Below are 22,692 nucleotides of genomic sequence, written 5' to 3' on the forward strand. Positions count from 1 at the left end.
TGTCCGTGAGGAAGGTATCTGTCGCAATCATCGGATTGGGCGCTCGGGGAGCGGGGGCTTACGCTCCATACGTGAAGCAATTCCCGAATGAGGTGGAGCTTGCCGCAGTCGCCGAGCCGAATCCCGCAAGACGTGAATTGTTCGGAGAACAATACAACCTTGCGAAGAATGTGATGTTCGAATCAGGCGAGGACTTTATCAAGCAGCCTAAGCTTTGTGACGCCGTTATTATTTGTACATGGGACCGGATGCATTATGAGTTCACGATGAAGGCGCTGGAGAAGGGATACCACGTGCTTCTGGAGAAGCCGATCTCTCCAGATCCGCATGAGGTTCTTCATATTGCACAAGCGGCCAAACGTCATCAGCGTCTCCTGTCGATCTGTCATGTACTGCGTTATGCGAAATATTGGGAGTCCATGAAGAAAATAATTGACGAAGGCAAAATCGGCAACGTCGTATCCCTGCAATTAAATGAAAATGTCGGTTATCTGCATCATGCCCACAGCTTTGTGAGAGGCAACTGGAGCGATGCGGAGAAATCGAGTCCGATGATTCTGCAGAAGTCGTGCCATGATATGGACCTGATTAGATGGCTGGTTGGCTCGGAGTGTACAAGGGTAAGCTCATACGGCTCCTTGTCCTACTTTAATGAGGCGAACGCTCCGGAGGGAGCAACGGCAAGATGTACGGACGGCTGCCCGCATGAGCATACTTGCGCCTTCTCGGCGCCTAGATTTTATTTGCAGGATCTGAGTCTCAATTCCTTCGCCAAGCATATTGCGGATCCGCCAACGCTGGAGAATCGCTTGAAGGCGCTGGAGGAGGGGCAGTACGGTCGCTGCGTGTTCCGTCATGACAATAATGTCGTGGATCATCAGGTCGTCAATATGGAATTCGCTGGCGGCGGCACCGCAACGTTCAGTATGAGCGCATTTACGCGCGACATTACAAGAACTATATTGATTATGGGAACCAAAGGCGAGATCCGCGGAGATTTTGTATCCGGCGTCTTTCAATATTTCGAATTTGCCTCCCAGCAATTGACCGAGGTGAAGGTGAATGCGCCGATTCATCATCATGGAGGCGGGGACGAGGGCATTATGCGTCAGTTCTTGGCTGATGTGAGAGCGGAACGTACGGAGAATCTGACCTCTGCGGATCAATCCGTGGAGAGTCATATGATGGCATTCGCCGCTGAATATTCCAGACTTCACGGCGGCGAGTCTATCGACATGCGGGAATTTGCAGCTTCGCACCTGTAATACATCTCCTTTATAAATGGGCAATAGCTGCCGTAAAACCTAAAAAAAATACAAGTCAGCATAAAGCAGTCCATTGTGAGTCTAATCCGGCGACCTCTATGATAGATATAGAGGCCGCCGGTTTTCTTTTGATAAGAAAAATCGTATGCGTTTTCAATGTTCGGCTCATGCACGAAACGTATGGAAGGGAGCAGCGCACATGGATAGAACGTTAAATCAACCCGAGAGCAGCGCGCTAAGTGTCCAATATTCACCAACAGAGGAAACGAAGCTGCTAGAGAATCCTCCCCGCTTCACTTGGATGGCTGCTGATAGCGGCGAAAGAGGATATATGCTTCAATGGTCGACATCGGCTTCCTTCGAGGAAGCAGCAACGATTATGGCAGGACCAGTCAAATACCCCTTATATACGCCGGACGTTGTCCTAGACCCCGGCTTTTATTATTGGCGTTATGCTGCGATATTAGGCAAGGGCGAGCTGTCCGAGTGGAGCCGCGTCCGCTCCTTCAAGGTAGAAGCATCTTTGCCGGTGACACCGCTGCCGGATCCCATTGATCGTTATCGAATGAGCAGGGAGGATCACCCCCGTCTATGGCTGAATTCGGATCAGATTGTGGCGTTTCGGAAACGATTGCATGAGGATGCGAGCTACTGCTCCTGGCAGCTATTCTATGAAGGCTCGGTGCTGCCGTGGCTGGATCGGGAGCTTATCGCCGAGCCATTGCCTTATCCCAATCATGTTCGCGTAGCCAAGCTATGGCGGCAAATGTATATGGATTGTCAAGAAACGCTATATGCCATTCGCCATATGAGCATAGCCGGTGTTATTCTTCAGGATCGTTTATTATTGAATCGTGCGAAGGAATGGCTGCTACATGTATGCTCATGGGATCCAGAAGGAACCACTTCCAGAGATTACAACGACGAAGCGGCATTCCGAATTGCAGCTGCTGTTGCATGGGGGTATGACTGGCTGTATAAAGAGCTTACAGAGGATGAACGGAGGCTTGTACGCGAGGTGCTTCTGCGCCGTACTGAACAGGTGGCCTATCACGTCATTGAAGGCTCACGTATTCATACGGTGCCTTATGACAGCCATGCTGTCCGTTCCTTGTCATCCGTTCTCGTGCCGTGCTCCCTTGCTTTATTATTTGAGAATGAACGAGTTGCGGAATGGTTGAATTATACAATGGAATATTATTCAACGATATACTCCCCATGGGGAGGCGCGGATGGCGGCTGGGCTGAAGGCCCTATGTACTGGACAACGGGTATGGCCTATGTGACGGAAGCATTCAACCTGCTAAGGAACGCGACTGGCGTTGATTATTACAAACGGCCTTTCTTCCAGCGCACGGGAGACTTCCCGCTCTACTGCTTCAGTCCGGATACTACTCGCGCCAGCTTCTGCGATCAGTCGACCTTAGGTGACCCTCCAAGCCTGAAGACGGCATTCCTGATGCGTCAGTTCGCTGGCATAACGGGCAATGGGACTTACCAATGGTATTATGAGCAGATTCGTGCCAGGGAAAGCTTCGAAGAGGCGGATCGGAAGTTCTACAATTACGGCTGGTGGGATTTCCGTTTTGACGAAATGATGTATCTGCACGATTTCAAGGAGGTGCAGGCGGTTGAGCCAGCCCATATGGAGCCTGTCAAGTGGTTCCGAGATATTGACTGGGTAGCGATGCATGCAAGCCCCACTAAACCGGAGGAGCATATCATGCTCTTGACCAAGAGCAGCCGCTACGGCTCTGTGAGCCATAGCCATGGGGATCAGAACGCCTTTGTGCTTCACGCGTACGGAGAGGCTCTTGCCCTGCAAAGCGGCTACTATGTGGCATTTGGCAGCACGATGCATCTGAATTGGCGCAGGCATACCCGTTCCAAAAATGTGCTGCTATTCGATGGGAAAGGCCAATATTCAGGCAGGGACAAAGCATATAATCTTGAAGCGACGGGTCAGATTGAGACTGCCTGGCATAAAGACGGGGTTTCATATTCGAGGGGAGATGCCACCGCGGCATATCAGCAAGAAGTGCCATATTTGCGCAGATTTGTGCGAGAGTATTATTTTGTAGACGATGCTTACATTTTTGTAGTTGATTCTGTAGATTTTGACCAGCCGGCTGCACTGACTTGGCTCATGCATACGCAATATGAGATGGAGCTGAACGGTCAAACCTTCAGAGCTGTAAAAGAGAAAGCGGAGCTGCTTGGTCGATTTGTGTATTGCTCATCAGGGGAATTAGAGCTTTCCCAGACGAATCAATACGAGAATGTGGATATGGATGAAATCGAAGGATTACCGGAGGAATGGCATCTGCATGCGGTATCAGGAGCTGCGATGAGCCATCGGCTTGTGACTCTTCTTGTGCCTATGAAACGAGCGGAGGAAAAATCGGTGACTTGCGAAGTAGAAGACGGCGATGAGGTTGTACGCTTATGGTTTACTTACGAAGGAAATACACGTGCTATTGAAGTGAGGAAATCATGAGCGGTCCCGCAACCGAGGGGATGCGACAGCAGCGCCTTGGTTTGCTCGCCATGTATCTGGACACACTGTGCATGGCTATAGGCTTCTACATGCTGATTCCTCTCCTGTCTATATACACGATCAGCCATCTGGGATGGAGTCCGGCTATTGCTGGTATCATAGTGGCTATTAGCGGACTTTCACAGCAAGGCCTGCGATTTGTGTCGGGCATCATTGCGGAGAAGATCGGATACAAGCAAGCTATTTTGTTAGGGGTAGGCATTCGGATTGCAGGTTATGTGCTGTTCGGCCTTGCGCAAGTGCCTGCAGGGTTCATGCTTGCGGCGTTTATCGCCGGGGTTGGAGGCTCATTGTTCCACCCGGCAAGCTACGCTGTATATGCGGTGCTGACTGAGAATGAAGGCCGCTCCAAAATTTACGCGATGCGGGAGATGCTTAGCAATTTAGGGTTTATATTGGGACCCGTTATGGGTATGTTTCTGCTTTCCATTGATTTTAAAATTGTCTGCTTTTCTTCGGCGGCCATGTTCCTGCTCGCATGGGTATTAACCTATTATTATATCCCCAATATAAGAAAGCCGGAAAATAAGGAAGGGCGGCCGTCCACCATTCGAGCTATGCTGGAGACGGTTCTCAAGGATAAGCCCTTTATCCGATTCAATCTGGTCACGCTTGTTCTGTGGTCATTGTCCGTGCAGCTGTATCTTATTGTGCCCATTCGGGCTGAGCAACTGATGCTGGATGTCTCGAATCTAGCATACCTCTATACGGCAGCCGCTGTATTTATGGTACTCCTGCAATTGCCGATTCATATGGGCTGCAGCAAGGTGCTTAGCGGCTGGCAGATGCTAAGTATTGGCGCTTTTTTTCTTGCTGCAGGCCACTTGGTCATTGGATTTTCTGCAGGAATTTGGATGCTGATGGCAGGGATACTCATTTTTACGCTGGGTCAAATCTTTTTTGTGCCTAAGATGAATGAGATGACCTCGGGCTATGCAGACAAGCAGTCCTTTGCCTTGTATTTTGGTTTTTCGGGCTTTTTCCTAGCAGCAGGAGGATTTTTGGGCAACTCCTTAACAGGTTTGCTGCAGGAAATGGCCTCTCAGATGGAAACGGATTTCAAGCTGCCTTGGATCATTAGTGCGTTGATCGGCTTTACGACAGCAATATTTATTTGGCTCAAAACGTTGAAATCCAAAGTGCAGATCAAGGAGGAGCAAGCATGACGACGGATCAGGCTCAACGCAGTAAAAGACCATTAAAGCTCAGAAGCAACCGAGTATGGAGAACCTACACGGGCGGCAAGCAGATAGAAGACTGGCAAGGGAGGCCTAATGCCCAGGATTCAGCTTTTCCTGAGGAATGGGTGGCTTCGGCGGTGAAGGCCAAAAACGCAGGACGCGAGCATATCGTAGAAGGCTGGAGTCTGGTTGAGCCGGAGGAGGAGGGAGGAGCGCACATTGCCTTGAAGGACCTAGTGGAAAGTGACCCTGCCGCTTATCTGGGTCCCAAACATGCCACTCGTTACAAGGAGCAGATGGCGGTGTTGGTCAAGGTGCTGGATGCCGGAGAGAGGCTGACGATTCAAGTGCATCCAAGCCGTGAAACGGCGAAAGAGCTGTTCGACTCCGAATTCGGGAAGACGGAGGCCTGGTATGTGCTCGGCGGAAGAGAGATCGATGGCGAAGCGCCATGCATCTATCTTGGCTTTAAGCCGGGCATGACCAAGGAGAGATGGCGCGAGCTGTTCGAGAGTCAAGCGATCCCTGACATGCTGGATTCGCTTCATCGTATTCCTGTCAAGAAGGGTGATGTGTTTCTGGTGGAGGGCGGCGTGCCCCATGCCATCGGCGCTGGCTGCTTCCTCGTCGAAATTCAGGAGCCAACGGATCTGACGCTGCGAACGGAGCGGATTACACCGAGTGGTCTTCATGTTCCGGACGCTTCCTGCCATCAGGGAATCGGATTTGAAGCCATGCTGGATTGCTTCCGGTATGAGTCTCTCGACCTGCCAAGTACGCTTGCCAGGTACAAGAAGGAGCCTAGACTCCTTAGAAGCACGGAGGGCGGCAGGGAGACGATGCTGATTGGAAGCGAGGACACTGATCGATTCTCCATGAATCTGCTTCAGATCAACGGACCATACGCTAGGCGTCAGAATGGCGGCTTCTCCATTGCCATTGTTGTTCAAGGCTCAGGCGAGCTGTATTGGGGACAGGAACGTATGCCTGTCCGGCAAGGCGATCAATTTTTTTTCCCGGCTGGCTTGGAGGCTGTCACTTGGGTGAATGCTGACGAACAGGCTGAGCTGAAGGTCGTTGTATGTCATCCGCCTGAGGTAAAAACTTCTTAGTTCAAGTGTTAAGTATACAGGGTGAGCAGACGATTTCTCTGCCCACTCTGTTTTTTGTTGCGGTTTGTACAGGATTGGTAATATGATGGAGCCAGGATTGGATTCGTTATTAAGCTTTAGGGAGAGGAGTGTCAAAATTGTTGATTTATCATAACCCGCTTGCTGCTCCGGAGGACGTGGCGGGTTTTATTATGGAAGGCCAGGCTGCCGTCACGTTCCCGCATGGCCGGATGCGGTTGGAGAGCCTGCTGGATCCCAGTGAAGGGCAGAAGTCTAATTTCGTATTCTGGTGCCCAGATGAATTCCCATCGGAGCTGGCTATTGAATGGGAGTTTCGTCCGATTCGCGAGCCGGGTCTGTGCATCATATTTTTTGCGGCTAATGGGCGTAATGGACGATCTATGTTCGACCCGGCACTTACACCGCGAACAGGCGAATACCAGATGTATCATCATGGAGAGATCGATGCGCTTCATCTGTCATACTTCCGTAGACGCTACCCGGAGGAGCGGGCATTCCATACGGTCAATTTGCGTAAGAGCTATGGGTTTCATCTCGTTGCCCAGGGTGCCGATCCCATACCGGATGCAGATGATACGGACCGCTTCTACAAGCTGCGATTGACGAAGAAGAACGGATATACTACCTTTGCTGTGGACAACCTGACAGTACTCGACTGGCAGGATGACGGAGCAGCGTATGGACCACTATTGGGAGCAGGGCGCATCGGCTTTCGCCAGATGAGTCCACTCATTGCTGAATATGCCAATCTGCGAGTGTATGATTTGTCAGATTCTTAGGAGATTGGCTGAAAGTGCTGAAGCAGGAGGTTAACCCTCCTGCTTTGTTTGCTTCGTTATGCGGAATTCCGATGGTGACATGCCCGTCTTCTTGCGGAACATCTTGTAGAACGAAGAAGCATCGTAATAGCCCAGATGGGCTGCGATGGCCGCAACGGTCAGGTCCGTCTGCTCCAGGAGCTCGGCAGCGGAATGAATACGCAGCTGGTGCTGATATTCGGTAGGTGTCATACCGGTAGCTTCCTTGAACAGCGCTAACGTGTAATTGGGGGAGCGGCTGATGAGCTCAGCGAGTCTGCCCAGTATAAGCGGCTCACGGAAATGCTCTACAATATGCTGCTCAAGCGCGGCTGCATGCTGCAGCTTGCGTCTCTGCAAGGGCGGCGCCGTCAGCTCACGCTGGAGGTGGCCCAAGATCTCCAGCAGAATGCCTGAGCAGATCTGCCTGTAGTACGCGCGGCCTTCCACATAATGCTTGTACAGCAAGTGGAAGCGTTCCCGATAAAACTCAACAGCCCGTACATGCAGCTGACAGGCTTGCTGTTGTTCCACAAGCGGTATGTGGATATCGGAGGTCGTATTGAAATAAATCGCTATTTTCTGATGGAGCTGATCCGCGTCATTATAGGCTTCCCGGTAGGTGCCTGCAGGAATAAGCATGACGTCGCCTTTGCGAGCGGTATATTCAGCTCCATCAAGCTTATAGATGAGACGGCCCTCCGTAACGAGGACAATAATGTGATTTGGCACATTTACGCCTGGATTATGCCATTGGGGAATATGATCATCGAGGTGAGCGCTGAAGATCGTTAGCAAGGCAATTTCCTCCTCGAAAAGTCGTAAGGATTACTTACCTATAATCGTAATCTAGTACATGGATTTCGTAAATAGCTATTCCCTATAATGGGGGTGAGGTGATGGATATGAACAACACAAAGAAGCCAAACATTCTGTTTATTATGTCGGACGATCATGCCGCACATGCGATGAGCTGCTATGGCAGCCGAATTAACGAGACACCGAATATCGACCGCATTGCCAATGAAGGCATGCGCTTCGACAACTGCTTCTGCACGAATTCCATTTGCTCGCCCAGCCGAGCAGCTATATTGACAGGCAAATATAATCATCTGAATGGCGTCAAAACAATTGATGATGAGCTTGACGGCCGTCAGATGACCTTCCCGAAGCTGCTGCAGGCTGACGGTTACCAGACGGCGATGATCGGCAAGTGGCATCTTGGCCATGGTGGAGATGCTGACCCAACGGGCTTCGATTATTGGACGGCTGTTCGGGGGCAAGGTGAATATCATGACCCTATATTCCTGGACGCTGAAGGCGCGAAACAGATCAAGGGGTATGCGACGGATATTATTACTGACATTACTCTGGATTGGATTGACAAGCGTGACAAGGATCGCCCCTTTATGGTCATGTGCCATCACAAGGCGCCGCATCGGCCCTGGCAGCCGGATGAGAAGCATGCGCATCTCTATGAGGATGTTGATATTCCGGAGCCGGAAACCTTCTATGACGATTACAAGACCAGATCGCAAGCGGCAGTTGAAGCGCGTATGCGCATCGATCGGGATATGAAGGATGAGGTTGATCTGAAGGGCTTGCCGCCAGAGGGCTTGTCCGCCATCGAAGAGAAGAAATGGAAATACCAGCGCTATATTAAGGATTATCTGAGATGTGTAGCCTCTATTGATGATAATGTAGGCCGCGTGCTGGATTATCTTGATAAGGAAGGGCTTGCTGAGGATACGATTATTATCTATACATCCGATCAAGGTTTTTTCCTAGGCGATCATGGCTGGTATGACAAACGATTTATGTATGAGGAGTCGCTCCGCATGCCATTCGTCGTTCGTTACCCACGCGCCATTCAGCCTGGCACAGTTGCAACCGCAATGGCACTGAATGTGGACTTCCCTGTCACGTTCCTTGACTTTGCTGGAGTGGACATTCCGGAGGACATGCAGGGCCACAGCCTGCGTCCAATCTTTGCGGGCGAGGAGCCGGAAGGCTGGAGAACCTCTATGTATTATCGGTATTGGATGCACTTGGACAAATACCACAACGTCTATTCGCACTATGGCCTTCGCACAGACCGTTATAAGCTGATTTATTATTATGCGGAGGCGCTTGGCAGCTCCGGCTCGATTGAAGAGAAGCGCCAGCCGGAGTGGGAGCTGTTCGATCTGGAGGAGGATCCATACGAGATTAATAATGTGTATGGCAACCCTAATTATGCGGAGAGAGTGTCTGCGCTCAAGCAAGAATTGAGACGCCTCCAGCTGGACGTGCTGGATGAGCCGGTAGAAGAGATCGACTGATTGCAGCCCTCTTGGGACCATAATGAGTTAAAAAAGTGCACAGTCCTCTTAAAAAACGACTATTTGTTATATGCTATGATGAAATAGGTGAATAGGGGCGCCCCATAACCACTTGGTTGTGGGGCATGCTTATTTAAGAAGGAGGAAGCTTATCTATGAATCAAACATGCTTTATTAATGCTTTGGAAGTGTTGGATACGGAGGAGGGCTGGCAGCCGGTTCGTTTCTCGCCTCATCAGCTGGAGGCATTCTCCGATCATGATATGTTTCAGATCAGATCCCTGTGTAATGCCGGTATCGCTCTGGATTTCTACACGGATGCTTCTTATGTTCAATTCCAATATGTTGTCAAGGAATGGGTACGAGACTACTTGGCGTTTGATATCTACGTGGATAACATCTTTGTGGATCAAGTATACACAGCCAGTAACGAGTCTGGTGAGCATACCTTCATCTATGAGATGTCACAGCCGGAAGTGAGCAAACAGGAGCGAAGAATAACGATTTATTTGCCTCATAATGTACAGACCACTTATCGTGAATTTATCCTGTCGGATGGTGCAACATGGCGTGTGGCAGAGTCCCCTGAGAAGAGGCTGCTTTGTCTGGGAGATTCCATTACACAAGGCATGGATGCTGTTAATCCTTCGCTGACCTATCCCGTCATGCTGGCACGCCAACTGAATATGGGGCTGCTCAATCAGGGTGTTGGCGGTCATATCTTTGATGAAGGAACAATAGATCCACATCTCAGCTATAGGCCCCATCTGATTACCGTTGCGTACGGGACTAATGATTGGATTCGCTATCAACAGCTGTCGGAGCTGGAGAAGGCATGCGAAGCCTATTTGCATCGGCTGCATGAAGTGTTCCCCCATACGCCGATATTCGTGGTGACTCCGATTTGGCGAGTGGATGGGGGGACGGCAAGACCTTCTGGCACCTTCGAGGAAGTCTCCAGCGCAATCCGGTCGATTGCCAGCCGCATGCCGAATACGGTTGTCATCAATGGGCTGGAGCTGGTGCCTCATCTCCCTGCTATGTATGCCGATCTCGTCCATCCAACCAATGAAGGTTTTGTTCATATGGCCATGAATCTCGCTAAGCGTATTCATCAGCATCACAATAAGGAAGAAGTTTAACAAAATAAGTAATTTATAGTAAATCATAATAGCGGGTTCCCAAGCGCTGCACATTCGTTTTGACGAATGGCGGCGCTTTTTTTGTCGTTGAAGGGCAAAACCTAAAAAAAGTACAAGGACCGCAAAGCGACTCCATTGTTAGCGTTGCCAACTGAATATAGGATAAAGATAAGTCCGGAAGGGTATTTCGATTACATGGAGGAATGAACATGCCGCACATCTCGATTAAAATGTACGAGGGTCGTACAGATGCGCAAAAAAATGAAATCGTAGAAGTATTTACGAAAGAGCTTTCACGAATAATAGACCGGGAACCGGAATTCATCACCATTGAATTCAACGAAATTCCGATCGATGACCAAGCTCCCGCCAATTTAAAGAACAAGAGGTGATAACAGATGGTTAACAACCAATCAAAGCTAGGGTATATGTGGAAATTCAAAACCTTGTATTTCCTTTCCATTCCAGGCTTGCTTTATTTTCTGGTTTTCAAATACGTGCCTCTGTTCGGGTCCGTCATCGCGTTCCAGGATTTCAACCTGTTCAGCGGCGTATTCGGAAGCCCATGGGTTGGCTTCAAGCATTTTGAGCGGATGTTCTCGCATTATGACTTTATCAACATCCTGAAGAACACCCTGCTCCTGGGCATGTACGATATTTTGTTCGCCTTCACGGCGCCGATCGTACTCGCGCTGCTGCTGAATGAAGTTCGGCTTATGCTTTATAAGAAAATTATTCAGACCGTTATGTATGCGCCGCACTTTCTGTCTTGGGTCATTGTAAGCGGTATCTTCGTCGGCATTCTGTCGCCTGAATCCGGCGTACTGAACGTGATGATTGGCTGGTTCGGCGTTGATCCCATCTACTTCCTGGGTGACGAATCTTATATTCGCACGATTCTTGTCGGCTCCGGATTATGGCGCGATGTAGGCTGGGGCACTATTATTTATCTGGCTGCTCTCGCGGGCATTAATCCTGATCTGTACGAGGCTGCTGAAATTGACGGAGCGGGCCGTTGGAAACAGACGCTCAACATTACACTTCCTGCGCTCTTGCCCGTAGTTACGATTCTGTTCCTGCTCAAAATCGGCGATTTCATGGATTATGGCTTCGAGCGCGTATTCGTCTTCCAGAATCCGCTTAACATTCAGAACAGTGAAATTTTGGACACTTATATCTACAAGGCTGGCTTGAGACAGCTGCAGTTCAGCTACGCGACGGCGATCGGCGTATTCAAATCGGTTGTAGGTTTGACCTTGCTTATGATTGCCAACACACTAAGTAAAAAAGCGACGGGAGAATCCTTGTACTAACTCAGGGGAGAGGTGTAATTGCAATGAGACATGCAAGCTTAAGCAGGAAAATATTTATGGTATCCAACTATGTGTTCCTAACTTTACTCGGACTCACGATGTTTCTCCCGTTTATGAACGTTATTGCCCAATCCTTCAGCAGCGGCGGTGCCATCGATCGCGGCGAGGTTATGTTCTGGCCGGTAGAGTTTACCACCCATTATTACCAATATGTGTTCGCGGATGTTTCGATCTGGAGAGCCTTTGGCATCTCGGTCTACATTACGGTCGTCGGCACCATTATCAACCTGGCGGCAACATCTCTGTTAGCTTACCCGATTTCTCGTCAAGAATATGTGGGCCGGCGTCTAGTTATGATTCTGATCCTGCTGACCATGATTTTCAGCGCTCCACTCATTCCGCAGTTTATTCTAATGAGAGAGCTGAGCTTGACGAATACGCTATGGGCGCTTATGCTGCCTACAGCTATCAGCGCATTTAACCTGTTTGTCCTACGTTCCTTCTTCGCCCAGCTGCCGAATGAAATTATTGAAGCGGCAAGGATTGACGGCTGTGGAGAAACGCGTACACTATGGAGTATTGTGCTTCCGTTGTCCAAGCCAGCCCTGGCAACTGTCGGTATCTTCTACTCCGTTACGAACTGGAACAAATATATGGATGCCCTGTACTATATTAATGACCGCAGCTTGTACCCGCTTCAGGTTAAGCTTAGAGAGCTTCTTATTACCGATGACCTGTCGGATACGGGAAATCTTGCTTTCGAAGTCACTTCGCAGTCTGTACAAGGCGTTCAGATGGCCGTCATTCTCGTAGCGACATTGCCCATTATTCTGTTGTATCCGTTCCTGCAGCGCTTCTTCATTAGCGGTATGCTGATCGGATCCATCAAATCGTAAATGATCGACTTGTACAAAACCTAAAAAAATGACAAGGGACACAAAGGAAGTCCATTGTTGACCCGAATCGAAACTGACTATACTTGAGTTGAGCTTGAAAGCGCTTCATGAAGTCGTTTTCAACTAATAAAAAACGAAATGAGGGGTTAGGCATGACAAGGTTTTTGACAAGAGCCGGCGTGCTGCTTACAACATTCGCACTGCTGGTCGCATGCTCTGGCAACAATGGTGGAAATGAAGGAGGCAATGCTACAACGGCTCCGACTGCCACGAACAACGGTGCTGGGACTGTTGATGAGAAAAAGGATCCGGTTAAATTCTCCATCTCCATGAGAACGCTGAACGTAGCGTACGTAGAGAAGCATCCTGACATCAATGAAGACAAATACGTCAAGAAGCTGGAAGAATTGACAAACTCGGATCTGGACATTCGTTTGATTCCTCATAACGAATATCAAGACAAAATGGTGCAAATGTTCGCGACTAACGATATTCCGGATGTAGTGCAAGGCTCCGGCGGTCTGAGCGGAGCGGAGCTGGCTGGCGGAGTAGCCAACGGTGTATTCCTTCCCCTCAATGATTTGCTGGAAGAGCATGGCAAGGACCTGTTAGCATTTATTCCTGAAGCAGCATGGGATCGTATGACGGATGACAAGACAGGCAACATCTACGGTATTCCTGAAGTGCTGACGAATCCATCGCGCCGTGCAACATGGATCCGTACGGACCTGCTGGAGAAAGCAGGCAAGGAAATTCCAACTACAGTTGAAGAGACGCTTGAAGTGCTTCGCGCCTTCAAAGAGCTGGGAGTTGAGCAGCCATTCGCTGGCCGCCAGAACTTCAAATATGCGGACACGTTCTTCGGCGCTTACGACGTATTTGGTTACCTGAACCAATTCAAGCTGTTCCCTGACGGCCAAGTGAAGCCAAGCTTCTTCGACTCAGAGAACATGAAAAAAGCGATTCAAGTGTACAAAACAATGTATGACGAAGGCTTGATCAGCAAAGAGTTCGCAACAGTCGAAAGCTCCGACTTCCGCAGCAACATCACAAGCGGCAAGGTAGGCATGTGGTCCATGAACGCGAACGAGCTTCCAATCTGGGGAGCGCAGCTGAAAAACAATGTACCAGATGCTGAGATTGCTCTGATTCCTTCTCCTGTAGGTCCAGACGGCAGCGGCGGCTACGCGCATTACAACCCTGTAACGCGTTCCTACCTGATCAACGCTGAAGCGAAGGACAAAGCTGCTGATATCGTGAAGTACTTTAACTGGATGGTTAGTGAAGAAGCGGAATTGTTCTTCAGCTACGGTATTGAAGGCGAAGATTATCAAGTTGTAAACGGTGAGCCGAAGTTCGAGGTGCCTACTGATACAGAAGGCACGGACAAGATGAGATACCTGAACTACTGGCTGTGGATGGTTCAAGACACAACTTACAACAAAATGGTATCCTCCCTGTCGGACAGCGGCTTGCAAATGATCGACGCATTCGATAATATGCTATCCAAAGAGGGTCGCAGAGGCATTGAATTTGATCCACGTCTGGAAGCTCTTATCCAGAATCCGGATTTGAATCCGAAATCCGATGAAATGCCGCCGCTTGTACTGGAGAAGGTACTGCGTATTGTATACGGCAAGGACTCCCTGGATTCGTTCGACCAAGTGCTGGAGGAATACCTGTCCAAAGGCGGCAACGATGTAATTAAAGAGGCAACAGAACGTTATAACAGCAAAGAAAATTCTTTCGAATAGAAATTTGCATTAGCTGCAGAACACCCTTCCCGATCATGGCGCAGCCTCCGTCGGGAGGGGTTCCTGCATCGTATGGCCTGAAAATTGCTTTCCACTCCCAAGCCAAATGAAATGAGGTGCTCCATGTATCGTATTCTTGTCGTCGAAGACGAACCGATGATTCGCAAAGGTCTGGAAAAGCTCATTCATCTGGCTTGCAAAGGAAAGGCCGAAATCGAAAGCGCTGAGAATGGGGAAGAAGCGCTGGCTCGCATAGAGGCGCTTCGCCCCGACTTCGTATTCACGGATGTTCGCATGCCGCGTATGGACGGACTGGAGCTGTGCAGGCGGATCAGAGAGCTGCAATACGATATTGATATTGTCGTTGTGTCGGGCTATAGCGATTTCGAATATGCGCAGAAGTGTGTCTCTTATGGAGTCAAGGAATATATCTTAAAGCCGGTAACCCGTGCGGGCATTGCCGAAGCCGTACAGAAGCTGATGGATGGCGCGCAGGCCAGGAGAAAAGCCTCTTTTATCTCGTTCGAGGAGCAGGCGGAGTGGGCAGAGCAGCTGGAAGACGCGCTCTGGCATCTGAATGCCGGTGATCGCGAGCAGGCTTTGACCCATTTGAAGGACTACTGCGCGAAGCATTCATTTCCCGCCGTACAATTGGGCCAATTGCTGCAGGAGCTTAACCAGCGCATCGTGAAGCTGCTGAATCGAAGAGACGTGTACAGCTTTCCGGAACGGGCCGCGGACGCAGGTCTGGATGATCGCAGTCCGGAGGCCGTATTCCAATGGTTCGAGCAGGAGCTGGATGAAATTGCCCGTCTCATTCGGACCAAACGGAGGGGACATCTGAAGGACCCCGTCGAGGAAGTAAAGGCGTATATCGAGCAGAATTTGTCCAAGGAATTATCGCTGGAGGAAGTGGCGGAGCGTCTTGGACTCAATCCATCCTATTTCAGCCAGCTGTTCAAGCAAATGACGGATGAGACCTTTGTGCAATATCGGATCAAACGAAGAATGGAGCGGGCCAAGAAGCTTCTGGCGCTGCCCCATTACAAAATTACCGACATCTCGCATGAGGTCGGCTATTCGGATCATCCCTATTTTACGAAAACCTTCAAGAAGGTAACGGGTTTGACGCCGTCGGAGTACCGGGAAATGCTGGGGATTGATTGATGAGGAAAAGCCTGGCGACGCAGATTTTTGTCTACTTCTTTGTCCTCGTCCTTCTATCCATGTGCACCGTGGGCATATTCTCGTACATGGAATCCGCTAGAGCTATTGATAAGCAGGTTGAAAAATATTTTACAACGGTTATTAACAACGCCGCTATGCAGACGGATCGACAGCTGATGATGTTCGAGCGTATATCAGTGTCGGTTCTATCTCAGCAGCAGGTGAAGAAGTTTCTCGATATGGACCCGGAGGACAGCTATGCCTACTATCAATTTTCGACCAAAATCCAAAAGGATATCTTCGAGAAAATTCATATCATGTATCCCAATCAAATTAATATGATGTATGTGCTGGGCTATCATGGGCGCTCCATCTTCGATGCGAACCAAAACTTCTCCGCGCACAGCGTGAGTACCGCAGACAGACTGAAGGAGCTGGATGAGCAGACGGAGGCTAACGGCCGAATTGCGATCTTGAATACGGGCCTGCTTAACCGAGACGCGGACCGTGTCATAACAGTTGCTCGCAAAATAAGAGGGTATTCCACCTATGGCATTAAAGGCGTGCTTGCCGTGGAATTTCATGAAGAGCAGCTGACGGACCTGTGGGAGCAGATGGATCTAGGCGAAAATGGTTTTTTCTTCATTCTGGACCAACAGGGCCAGGTCATATACGCTCCTGACGGCGATAGAATGAGCGATTCCTTCCTGGAGCAGGTATCCGCCCAGATTGTCGATAACGGAAATCAGCGTTTTGTTGTGAATGATGAGTCCCAGGAGCGTCTTATCGTCTCGCGCAAATCGGAATATTCCGGCTGGAGTCTGGGGATTGCCATGCCGCTTGAGGAGCTTCGCGAGCCGATCTCGGTCATTCGCACCACTACGGTAACTGTGGGTGTGCTAACGCTGGCAGCGGCGCTAGTGCTGGCCTTGCGCTTCGGAGGGACGATCGTCAGTCCCATCCGCACACTTATGAATGGCATGCGGGAGACAGAGAAGGGCAATTGGCAATATGTGCAAGTGAAGCCGCGCAAGGATGAAGTGGGCGCACTTGTTCACAGCTATAATCTGATGGTGGGACGGCTGTCCGAAATGATAGACCGGGTCTATGACGCCGAGCTCAAAGGGCAGAAGGCGCAGCTTGAGCTGAGAGAGCTGCAGCTGGAGCGGCATAGAGCGGAATACCAGGCGCTGCAGCTACAGATTAATCCTCATTTTCTGTACAACACGCTGGAGACAATCAATTGTTATGCCATCGTACAGGATTCCGACGATATCTCGGAGATGGTCGAGGCGCTGGCTTACATGCTTCGTTACTCCGTTCAGACGAACCTGGAGGAAAGCACGATTGTCAATGAGCTGAATCACGTTAGAAATTACATGATTATATTGAAGCATCGCATCGGCAGGGAGTTTGAGGTCGACGTCGTTATGAATCCAGAATTGCTGCTGAAGGGCATGGTCAGGCTGACGCTTCAGCCTATTGTGGAGAACATCTTCCAGCATGCGTTCCCGAACGGCATTGAGGCGCATCATTACATTCGGATCGACGCGAAGCAGACCGAGGGCAGAATCGTGGTTACCGTTGAAGACAACGGCGCAGGCATGTCGGAGGAGCGGCTGTCCAAGCTGAGGAAGCGACTGCTGGAGAACCGTCTGTCCGAGGATCAAGACAAAAGAGGCAACCGCAAGCGCGGCGGCATTGGCGTTCTAAATGTACACAGAAGGCTGCAGATGGTATATGGAGACGAATACGGCATTTCGATTGAAAGCAAGGCTGATCAGGGGACTATTGTTTTTATAACAATGCCTGATTCTCAATCCATTGGCGTACACAAAGAGATCACTTGGGGAGGAACAAAAAATGAACATTAATTTGACTGGTAAAGTAGCATTGGTAACAGGCGCAAGCGGCGGTATTGGCCGCGGAGTAGCCATCGAGCTGGCAAGGCAAGGAGCGAAGGTAGCCGTTAACTACCTGAGCAGCGTGCAAGGAGCAGAGGAAACGGTAGCCGCAATCCAGGCGATTGGCGGCGAAGCTGTCGCGATCCGCGCAGACGTAACGGACGTGGCGCAAATTAACGATATGGTAGCTCAGGTCGAGAAGGCCTTCGGCGCACCTATCGATATTCTTGTCAACAACGCTGGTCATCTGGTTCAGCGGCTTGCTAATGCCGAGATGACAGAAGAGCTTTACAATAAAATTATGGACGTCAATATGAAGAGCACCGTATTCGTCAGCAAGGCGGTCATCCCAGGGATGAAGAAGCTTGGCGGCGGACGAATCGTTAACTTGACCTCCATCGCGGCCCACAACGGCGGCGGACCAGGCGCCTCCATCTACGCGGCGAGCAAAGCTGCGGTATTGTCTTACTCCAAAGGCTTGGCTAAAGAGCTGGCTGCCGACGGCATTCTGGTTAACGCGATTTCGCCTGGCTTCATCGGCGGTACGGCATTCCATGCAACCTTCACCCCGGATGCGGCAAGACAAGCGACCATTCAAGGTATTCCGCTGAAGAGAGAAGGCACGCCTGAGGATGTTGCGGGAGCCGTCCTGTACCTCGTATCGGAGCTTTCGTCTTATTTGACGGGAGAAACGATCGAAATCAACGGCGGAATGTTCATGAGATGATGAATTTACAAGGGCAAACCAAAGGACAGGCAGGACAACAAGCTACACTAAACCGGCTGAAGAAGGAATTGGATCAGGCGATGGCGTGCGAGGCTTCCATTCCTATGGAGCCAGGCGGCTGGTGGCATCAATATGTATGTCCCACCCATCATACAGAGCTGCTGTTTGACGAGCTTCGCGAGGATGACGGCCGCTACCACTGTCCATATGGCTGCGTGCTGGAGGGGGAGCCGTATCATGGCGCATGGCTGGTGTATCGTCACCAGCTATGGGCTAGACGCTCGCTGAAGGCGGCTGCGGTATACGCCGCAACGAAGGAGCTTGCATACGGGAGCTATGGGCGCGATATTATTAGCGCTTATGCCAAGCAGTTTCCCCTGTATCCCGTTCATCCCGATGCGCAGCCTTGGATGCTGAAGGGCCGCGCCTTCCATCAGGCGCTGACCGAGGCGATCTGGGCAACCACGCTTCTCCAGGCTTATCTGCTGCTGCAGGATTCGGGACTAGCGTTCGGGGAAGCGCAAGCGGATATTACACAATTTATCAGCATGCTGGAGAGCAGCATGGAGCAATATCATCATATTCTGACGATCGAAAGAGACCAGCCTGAGAATAACTACACAGCCTGGCTGAATGCGGCGTTAAGCTGCGTATACGCGGCCAAGCAGGACCACGCGAAGCTTGATAGTCTGCTTGAGCGCAAGGGCGGCATCCGGAACCATCTGGAAATCGCGATTTTGAACGATGGTCTGGAATTCGAAGGCAGTGTCTATTATCACGTTTTTGTGCTTCGCGCTTATTTGATAACGGTGGAGATGCTGAAGCGCTTCGACATCGACGGCTTCGAGATCAAGGCGGAGGGCTCGCGTCATATCGAAGGCATGCTGGATGTTCTGATCCGCCTGGCCGAGGAGGATGGCCGTCTTCCAGCGACACATGATGGACCGTATGGAAGAATGCCTTATACGCTTGAGATCATTGAAGTGTTCGAGAAGGGCTTGGCGAGATATCAAAAACCTGAATATTGGAAATTATTGAACTATTATTATGAAACAATGGGGCAGGGGGACAGTGAGGCGCTTCAATCATCGGAGCCGTGGGCCTATCGAAACGCTGGTCTCGAAGCGCTGCTGTACCGTCAGTGGACAGGCGAGGAGATCAGCCTTGAGGATCCCCCAGCCGCTTCCTCCGCTCTGCTTCCGGACAGCGGGTTTGCCTGGCTGAGACAGGCCGGCAATCCTCTTACAGCCATGGTGGATTTCGGTCCGCATGGCGGCTCGCATGGCCACTTCGACAAGCTGAATGTCATGCTTAGCTTGAATGGCAAGCCTGTTTCACCAGACAGAGGAACCGTTCCTTATGGATCGGTGCTCAAGAAGAGCTGGTATCCTGCTACCACGTGCCATAACACGGTTAGTGTAAACGGTCAGTCTCAGCAAGAAGCAGAGGGATGCTGCCTGTCCTTTGTGGAAGAGAAGGCCTATACGGCTATGACGATGTCTGTGGACGGCGCTGTACCTGGAGCGACTCTTGTCCGCCATCTGCTTGTGGGCGCAGATTATATCGTGGATTGGTACCAGATTGGACTGGCTGAGCCCGGCGAGATTGACTGGTGGTTCCACTTCATCGGCGAACCGTCGGTGGAGGGCTGGGACTTCAACGCGACTCCGGCCGCTCTGGGCCAGGACAACGGCTACGAATATGTGCGCGCGATCGCGAAGTGGAGCAAGTCGTCTTCTGTGTCAGCGAATGAGGACATCATGGCCCGTGTGACCATTACAGGGCTGGAAGGCGGCAATAGCCTGTCCTCCGCGGTTGCCCTCTCGGAGAATGCGGAAGCCTATTTGGTGGAATCCCCCGGACTTGCGGATGACCCCAGTGTCATGATGAAGGGTGTTCTCGTCCGGACAGCGGGAGCTAGTGCCGATGTGGCAGCCGTATATGCCGCTGGCGACAAGGAGCTGGACGTTCGTCTCCAGCCTCTGGATGAGAGCGGAGCAAGCGCCGAGAAGAAGCTTACCGTGCGCATTGGCAATGAGTTGATCAGCTATCAATTAACCGCAGATGGAATCAGGGAGATGAGCATATGAATACCCTCAAGCTATTTGAACCGCAAAGCGGCATATTGTCTGTCCCATATGAACCGAACGATCAAAGCAAGCTGCTGGAGAATCCGCCTCGCTTCACGTGGATGCCCGCGCTCGCGGAAGGCGATTGTTATGCGCTGCAGTACTCCAGCTCGCCCGACTTCAAGACGGGGGATACCGTTACGGTTCGCAATATCCCGTACAACCTGTATACGCCGTCCGAAGCGCTGGAGCCCGGCTCCTATTATTGGCGTTACGCGCTGGAGGGCGGACGCCCGGCTTCCAGTCGCAGCGGCTCTCAGGCATGCAGCGTATCCAAAACCGTTGGCGGAGACCTGGATGGGTCAATCGGCAGCAGCTGGAGCGTGGTAAGAAGCTTTCAAGTACCGGAAGGTTTGCCTGAAACGCCGCTTCCTGATCGAGACGGCCGCTATAGCTCCACCATCGCGACGCATCCACGTCTTTGGCTGAATCAAGACGGACTTCAGAGCCTTCGAGAGCGTATCGCGGCAGACCCCGCTTATGCGGGCTGGGACGTATTCATGGAGCGTTCCGTCCAGCCCTGGCTGGAGCGCGAGCTGATCGCCGAGCCGGCTCCATATCCCGATAACAAGCGTGTGGCTGCACTATGGCGCCGCATGTACATGGATTGCCAGGAGACGCTGTATGCGATTCGCCATTTGAGTGTTGCCGGTGTGGTGCTGAAGGACGAGACGATCTTGGAGGCGGCGAAGAAGTGGCTGCTGCATACCGCCTCGTGGAATGCTGAAGGCACGACGTCGCGCGATTATAACGACGAATCCTCCTTCCGGATCGCGGGCGCGCTTGCGTGGGGCTACGACTGGCTGCACGATGTGCTGAATGAGGAGGAGCGGAAGGCTGTGCGTGAAGCGCTGCTGGAGCGCGCGCGACAGGTTGCGTTCCATGTCATCGACCGCTCCCGCATTCATCAGGTGCCGTTCGACAGTCATGCCGTTCGTTCGCTTTCTTCGGTATTGGTGCCTGCAGCCATCGCTTTGCTGCATGAAGAGCCGGAAGCGCAGGAATGGCTGGACTATACGCTGGAGTATTACGCTTGCCTGTATTCGCCATGGGGCGGAGAGGACGGCGGCTGGGCGGAAGGTCCTATGTACTGGACGACGGGTATGGCCTACTTGATCGATGCGCTGAACCTGGTTCGCAATTACTGCGGCATCGACATGTATAAGCGGCCGTTCTTCTCGAAGACGGGAGATTTCCCGCTGTACTGCTACAGCCCGGATACAACAAGAGCAAGCTTCGGCGATCAGTCCTCGCTGGGAGAGCGTCCCATTCTGAAGACGGGCTACAACATCCGTCAGTTCGCCGGCATTACCGGCAACGGCCTGTATCAGTGGTATTATGAGCAGACGCTGGACAACGATCCCGACCCGGACTCCAAGTTCTATAACTATGGCTGGTGGGACTTCCGCTTCGACAGCGTCATGTTCCGCCATGATTATCCCGAGGTAGCGCCGGTTATCCCGGATGAGAGCGTCATTGAGCCTGTGAAGTGGTTCCGCGATATCGGCTGGGTCGCGATGCATCACCGCATGCATGAGCCTTCTGAGCATGTTATGCTGCTGGCGAAGAGCAGCCCATACGGCTCCATCAGCCACAGCCACGGCGATCAGAATGGCTTCCTCATTCACGCGTTCGGCGAGCCGCTGGCGATCGAGAGCGGCTATTATGTAGCGTTCGGCAGCACGATGCACAGAAATTGGCGAAGGCAGACCAGTTCCACCAATGCGCTGCTTATTGACGGACAAGGGCAGTATGCTGGAACAAACAAGGTGCTCGCCATGGAAGCGGCCGGGGTTGTGCAGGAAGCATGGCACAAGGACGGAATCAGCTATTGCAGAAGCGACGCAACGGCAGCTTACAATGAGACGGTGCCGTATGTGAAGCGCTGCATGCGCGAGATTTATTTTATCGACCAATCCTATTTCGTGATCGTGGATTATGTGGACCTGGAGCAGAAGGGCAAGGTGGAATGGCTGCTGCATACGATGAACCAAATGACATTGTCCTCCAATGCGTTCCTTGTCAATGGAACGAAGGCGGATATGGACGTTCGGTTCGTATACAGCTCCTCTGGCAGCCTGTCGCTTCGCCAGCATGACGAGTTCACCGATGTGGAGCCTTCCGAATATGAGGGCCTTCCGAAGCAGTGGCATCTGCATGCCGAGACGAAGGAAGCGCGCAGCCATAGGCTTGTGTCGCTGCTTGTCCCAATGAAGAAGGGCGACTCCAAGTTCGTCTCGCACTTCATGGACGATCAGGACCACGGCGTGCATCTGTACTTCACGAACGAAGCAGGCAAGACACGCAAGATTGAGGTTGCGAAGGCTTATTAATAGATGAATGGATCGGCAGGCTGTCTGGAGCATTCCAGGCAGCCTGTTTGGTTTGTCTAAGGGATTGGACTGG

Annotated in this window: 17 protein-coding genes; 16 read left to right on the forward strand and 1 reads right to left on the reverse strand. The window is 51.3% G+C overall.

Going from position 1 to position 22,692, the window contains the following annotated elements; genetic code table 11:
- The first annotated feature begins 5 nt into the window (after positions 1-5).
- From AB1S56_RS07705 to AB1S56_RS07725, 5 genes are all read left to right on the forward strand, one after another.
- Positions 6-1,265: a Gfo/Idh/MocA family oxidoreductase gene (locus AB1S56_RS07705; protein WP_340870360.1), complete on the forward strand. Its 1,260-nt coding sequence runs from the start codon at positions 6-8 to the stop codon at positions 1,263-1,265.
- 199 nt (positions 1,266-1,464) lie between these two features.
- Positions 1,465-3,762, forward strand: a complete 2,298-nt coding sequence (locus AB1S56_RS07710; RefSeq protein ID WP_340870358.1) for a DUF4962 domain-containing protein — start codon at positions 1,465-1,467, stop codon at positions 3,760-3,762.
- Positions 3,759-4,988 (forward strand): MFS transporter, encoded by a 1,230-nt coding sequence (locus AB1S56_RS07715; protein WP_340870356.1) that lies wholly within the window; start codon positions 3,759-3,761, stop codon positions 4,986-4,988. Before AB1S56_RS07710 ends, AB1S56_RS07715 begins: the two co-directional genes overlap by 4 nt.
- On the forward strand, positions 4,985-6,115 hold the full coding sequence (locus AB1S56_RS07720; protein WP_340870354.1) for a type I phosphomannose isomerase catalytic subunit: 1,131 nt from the start codon (positions 4,985-4,987) through the stop codon (positions 6,113-6,115). Before AB1S56_RS07715 ends, AB1S56_RS07720 begins: the two co-directional genes overlap by 4 nt.
- Positions 6,116-6,255: 140 nt before the next feature.
- Complete coding sequence (locus AB1S56_RS07725) at positions 6,256-6,915, forward strand: DUF1961 family protein (RefSeq protein ID WP_340870353.1); 660 nt, start codon at positions 6,256-6,258, stop codon at positions 6,913-6,915.
- Between the two features lie 30 nt (positions 6,916-6,945).
- Here the strand turns inward: AB1S56_RS07725 and AB1S56_RS07730 are convergent, their stop codons facing one another.
- The gene (locus AB1S56_RS07730; RefSeq protein WP_340870352.1) at positions 6,946-7,731 is read right to left on the reverse strand and encodes an AraC family transcriptional regulator; all 786 of its coding nucleotides are present in this window, start codon (positions 7,729-7,731) and stop codon (positions 6,946-6,948) included.
- Positions 7,732-7,838: 107 nt separating this feature from the next.
- On the opposite strand from AB1S56_RS07730, the gene AB1S56_RS07735 reads away from it, so the two are divergent.
- The 11 genes from AB1S56_RS07735 (at position 7,839) to AB1S56_RS07785 (ending at position 22,619) form a co-directional block, all read left to right on the forward strand.
- Positions 7,839-9,254 (forward strand): sulfatase, encoded by a 1,416-nt coding sequence (locus AB1S56_RS07735; RefSeq protein WP_340870351.1) that lies wholly within the window; start codon positions 7,839-7,841, stop codon positions 9,252-9,254.
- 155 nt (positions 9,255-9,409) lie between these two features.
- A complete protein-coding gene (locus tag AB1S56_RS07740) occupies positions 9,410-10,396 on the forward strand; it encodes an SGNH/GDSL hydrolase family protein (RefSeq protein ID WP_340870350.1) in 987 nt (328 codons plus the stop codon).
- Positions 10,397-10,605: 209 nt separating this feature from the next.
- Positions 10,606-10,788 carry a tautomerase family protein gene (locus AB1S56_RS07745; protein WP_340870349.1) on the forward strand — a complete coding sequence of 61 codons (183 nt, stop codon included), beginning with the start codon at positions 10,606-10,608 and terminating at the stop codon, positions 10,786-10,788.
- Positions 10,789-10,794: 6 nt separating this feature from the next.
- Positions 10,795-11,709, forward strand: coding sequence for an ABC transporter permease subunit (locus tag AB1S56_RS07750; protein ID WP_340870346.1), 915 nt, complete (start codon positions 10,795-10,797; stop codon positions 11,707-11,709).
- A gap of 23 nt (positions 11,710-11,732) precedes the next feature.
- On the forward strand, positions 11,733-12,605 hold the full coding sequence (locus AB1S56_RS07755; protein ID WP_340870344.1) for a carbohydrate ABC transporter permease: 873 nt from the start codon (positions 11,733-11,735) through the stop codon (positions 12,603-12,605).
- A 152-nt stretch (positions 12,606-12,757) separates the two neighbouring features.
- The gene (locus AB1S56_RS07760; protein ID WP_340870342.1) at positions 12,758-14,359 is read left to right on the forward strand and encodes an extracellular solute-binding protein; all 1,602 of its coding nucleotides are present in this window, start codon (positions 12,758-12,760) and stop codon (positions 14,357-14,359) included.
- A 123-nt stretch (positions 14,360-14,482) separates the two neighbouring features.
- Positions 14,483-15,526 carry a response regulator gene (locus tag AB1S56_RS07765; RefSeq protein ID WP_340870340.1) on the forward strand — a complete coding sequence of 348 codons (1,044 nt, stop codon included), beginning with the start codon at positions 14,483-14,485 and terminating at the stop codon, positions 15,524-15,526.
- A complete protein-coding gene (locus AB1S56_RS07770; RefSeq protein ID WP_340870338.1) occupies positions 15,526-17,400 on the forward strand; it encodes a histidine kinase in 1,875 nt (624 codons plus the stop codon). The genes AB1S56_RS07765 and AB1S56_RS07770 overlap by 1 nt, the downstream gene beginning before the upstream one ends.
- Positions 17,390-18,157 (forward strand): 3-oxoacyl-ACP reductase family protein, encoded by a 768-nt coding sequence (locus tag AB1S56_RS07775; RefSeq protein ID WP_340870335.1) that lies wholly within the window; start codon positions 17,390-17,392, stop codon positions 18,155-18,157. The genes AB1S56_RS07770 and AB1S56_RS07775 overlap by 11 nt, the downstream gene beginning before the upstream one ends.
- Complete coding sequence (locus AB1S56_RS07780; protein ID WP_340870333.1) at positions 18,154-20,247, forward strand: heparinase II/III family protein; 2,094 nt, start codon at positions 18,154-18,156, stop codon at positions 20,245-20,247. The genes AB1S56_RS07775 and AB1S56_RS07780 overlap by 4 nt, the downstream gene beginning before the upstream one ends.
- On the forward strand, positions 20,244-22,619 hold the full coding sequence (locus tag AB1S56_RS07785; RefSeq protein ID WP_340870329.1) for a DUF4962 domain-containing protein: 2,376 nt from the start codon (positions 20,244-20,246) through the stop codon (positions 22,617-22,619). Before AB1S56_RS07780 ends, AB1S56_RS07785 begins: the two co-directional genes overlap by 4 nt.
- Positions 22,620-22,692 lie beyond the last annotated feature (73 nt).

Source organism: Paenibacillus sp. PL2-23 (assembly GCF_040834005.1).
GTDB lineage: Bacteria > Bacillota > Bacilli > Paenibacillales > Paenibacillaceae > Pristimantibacillus.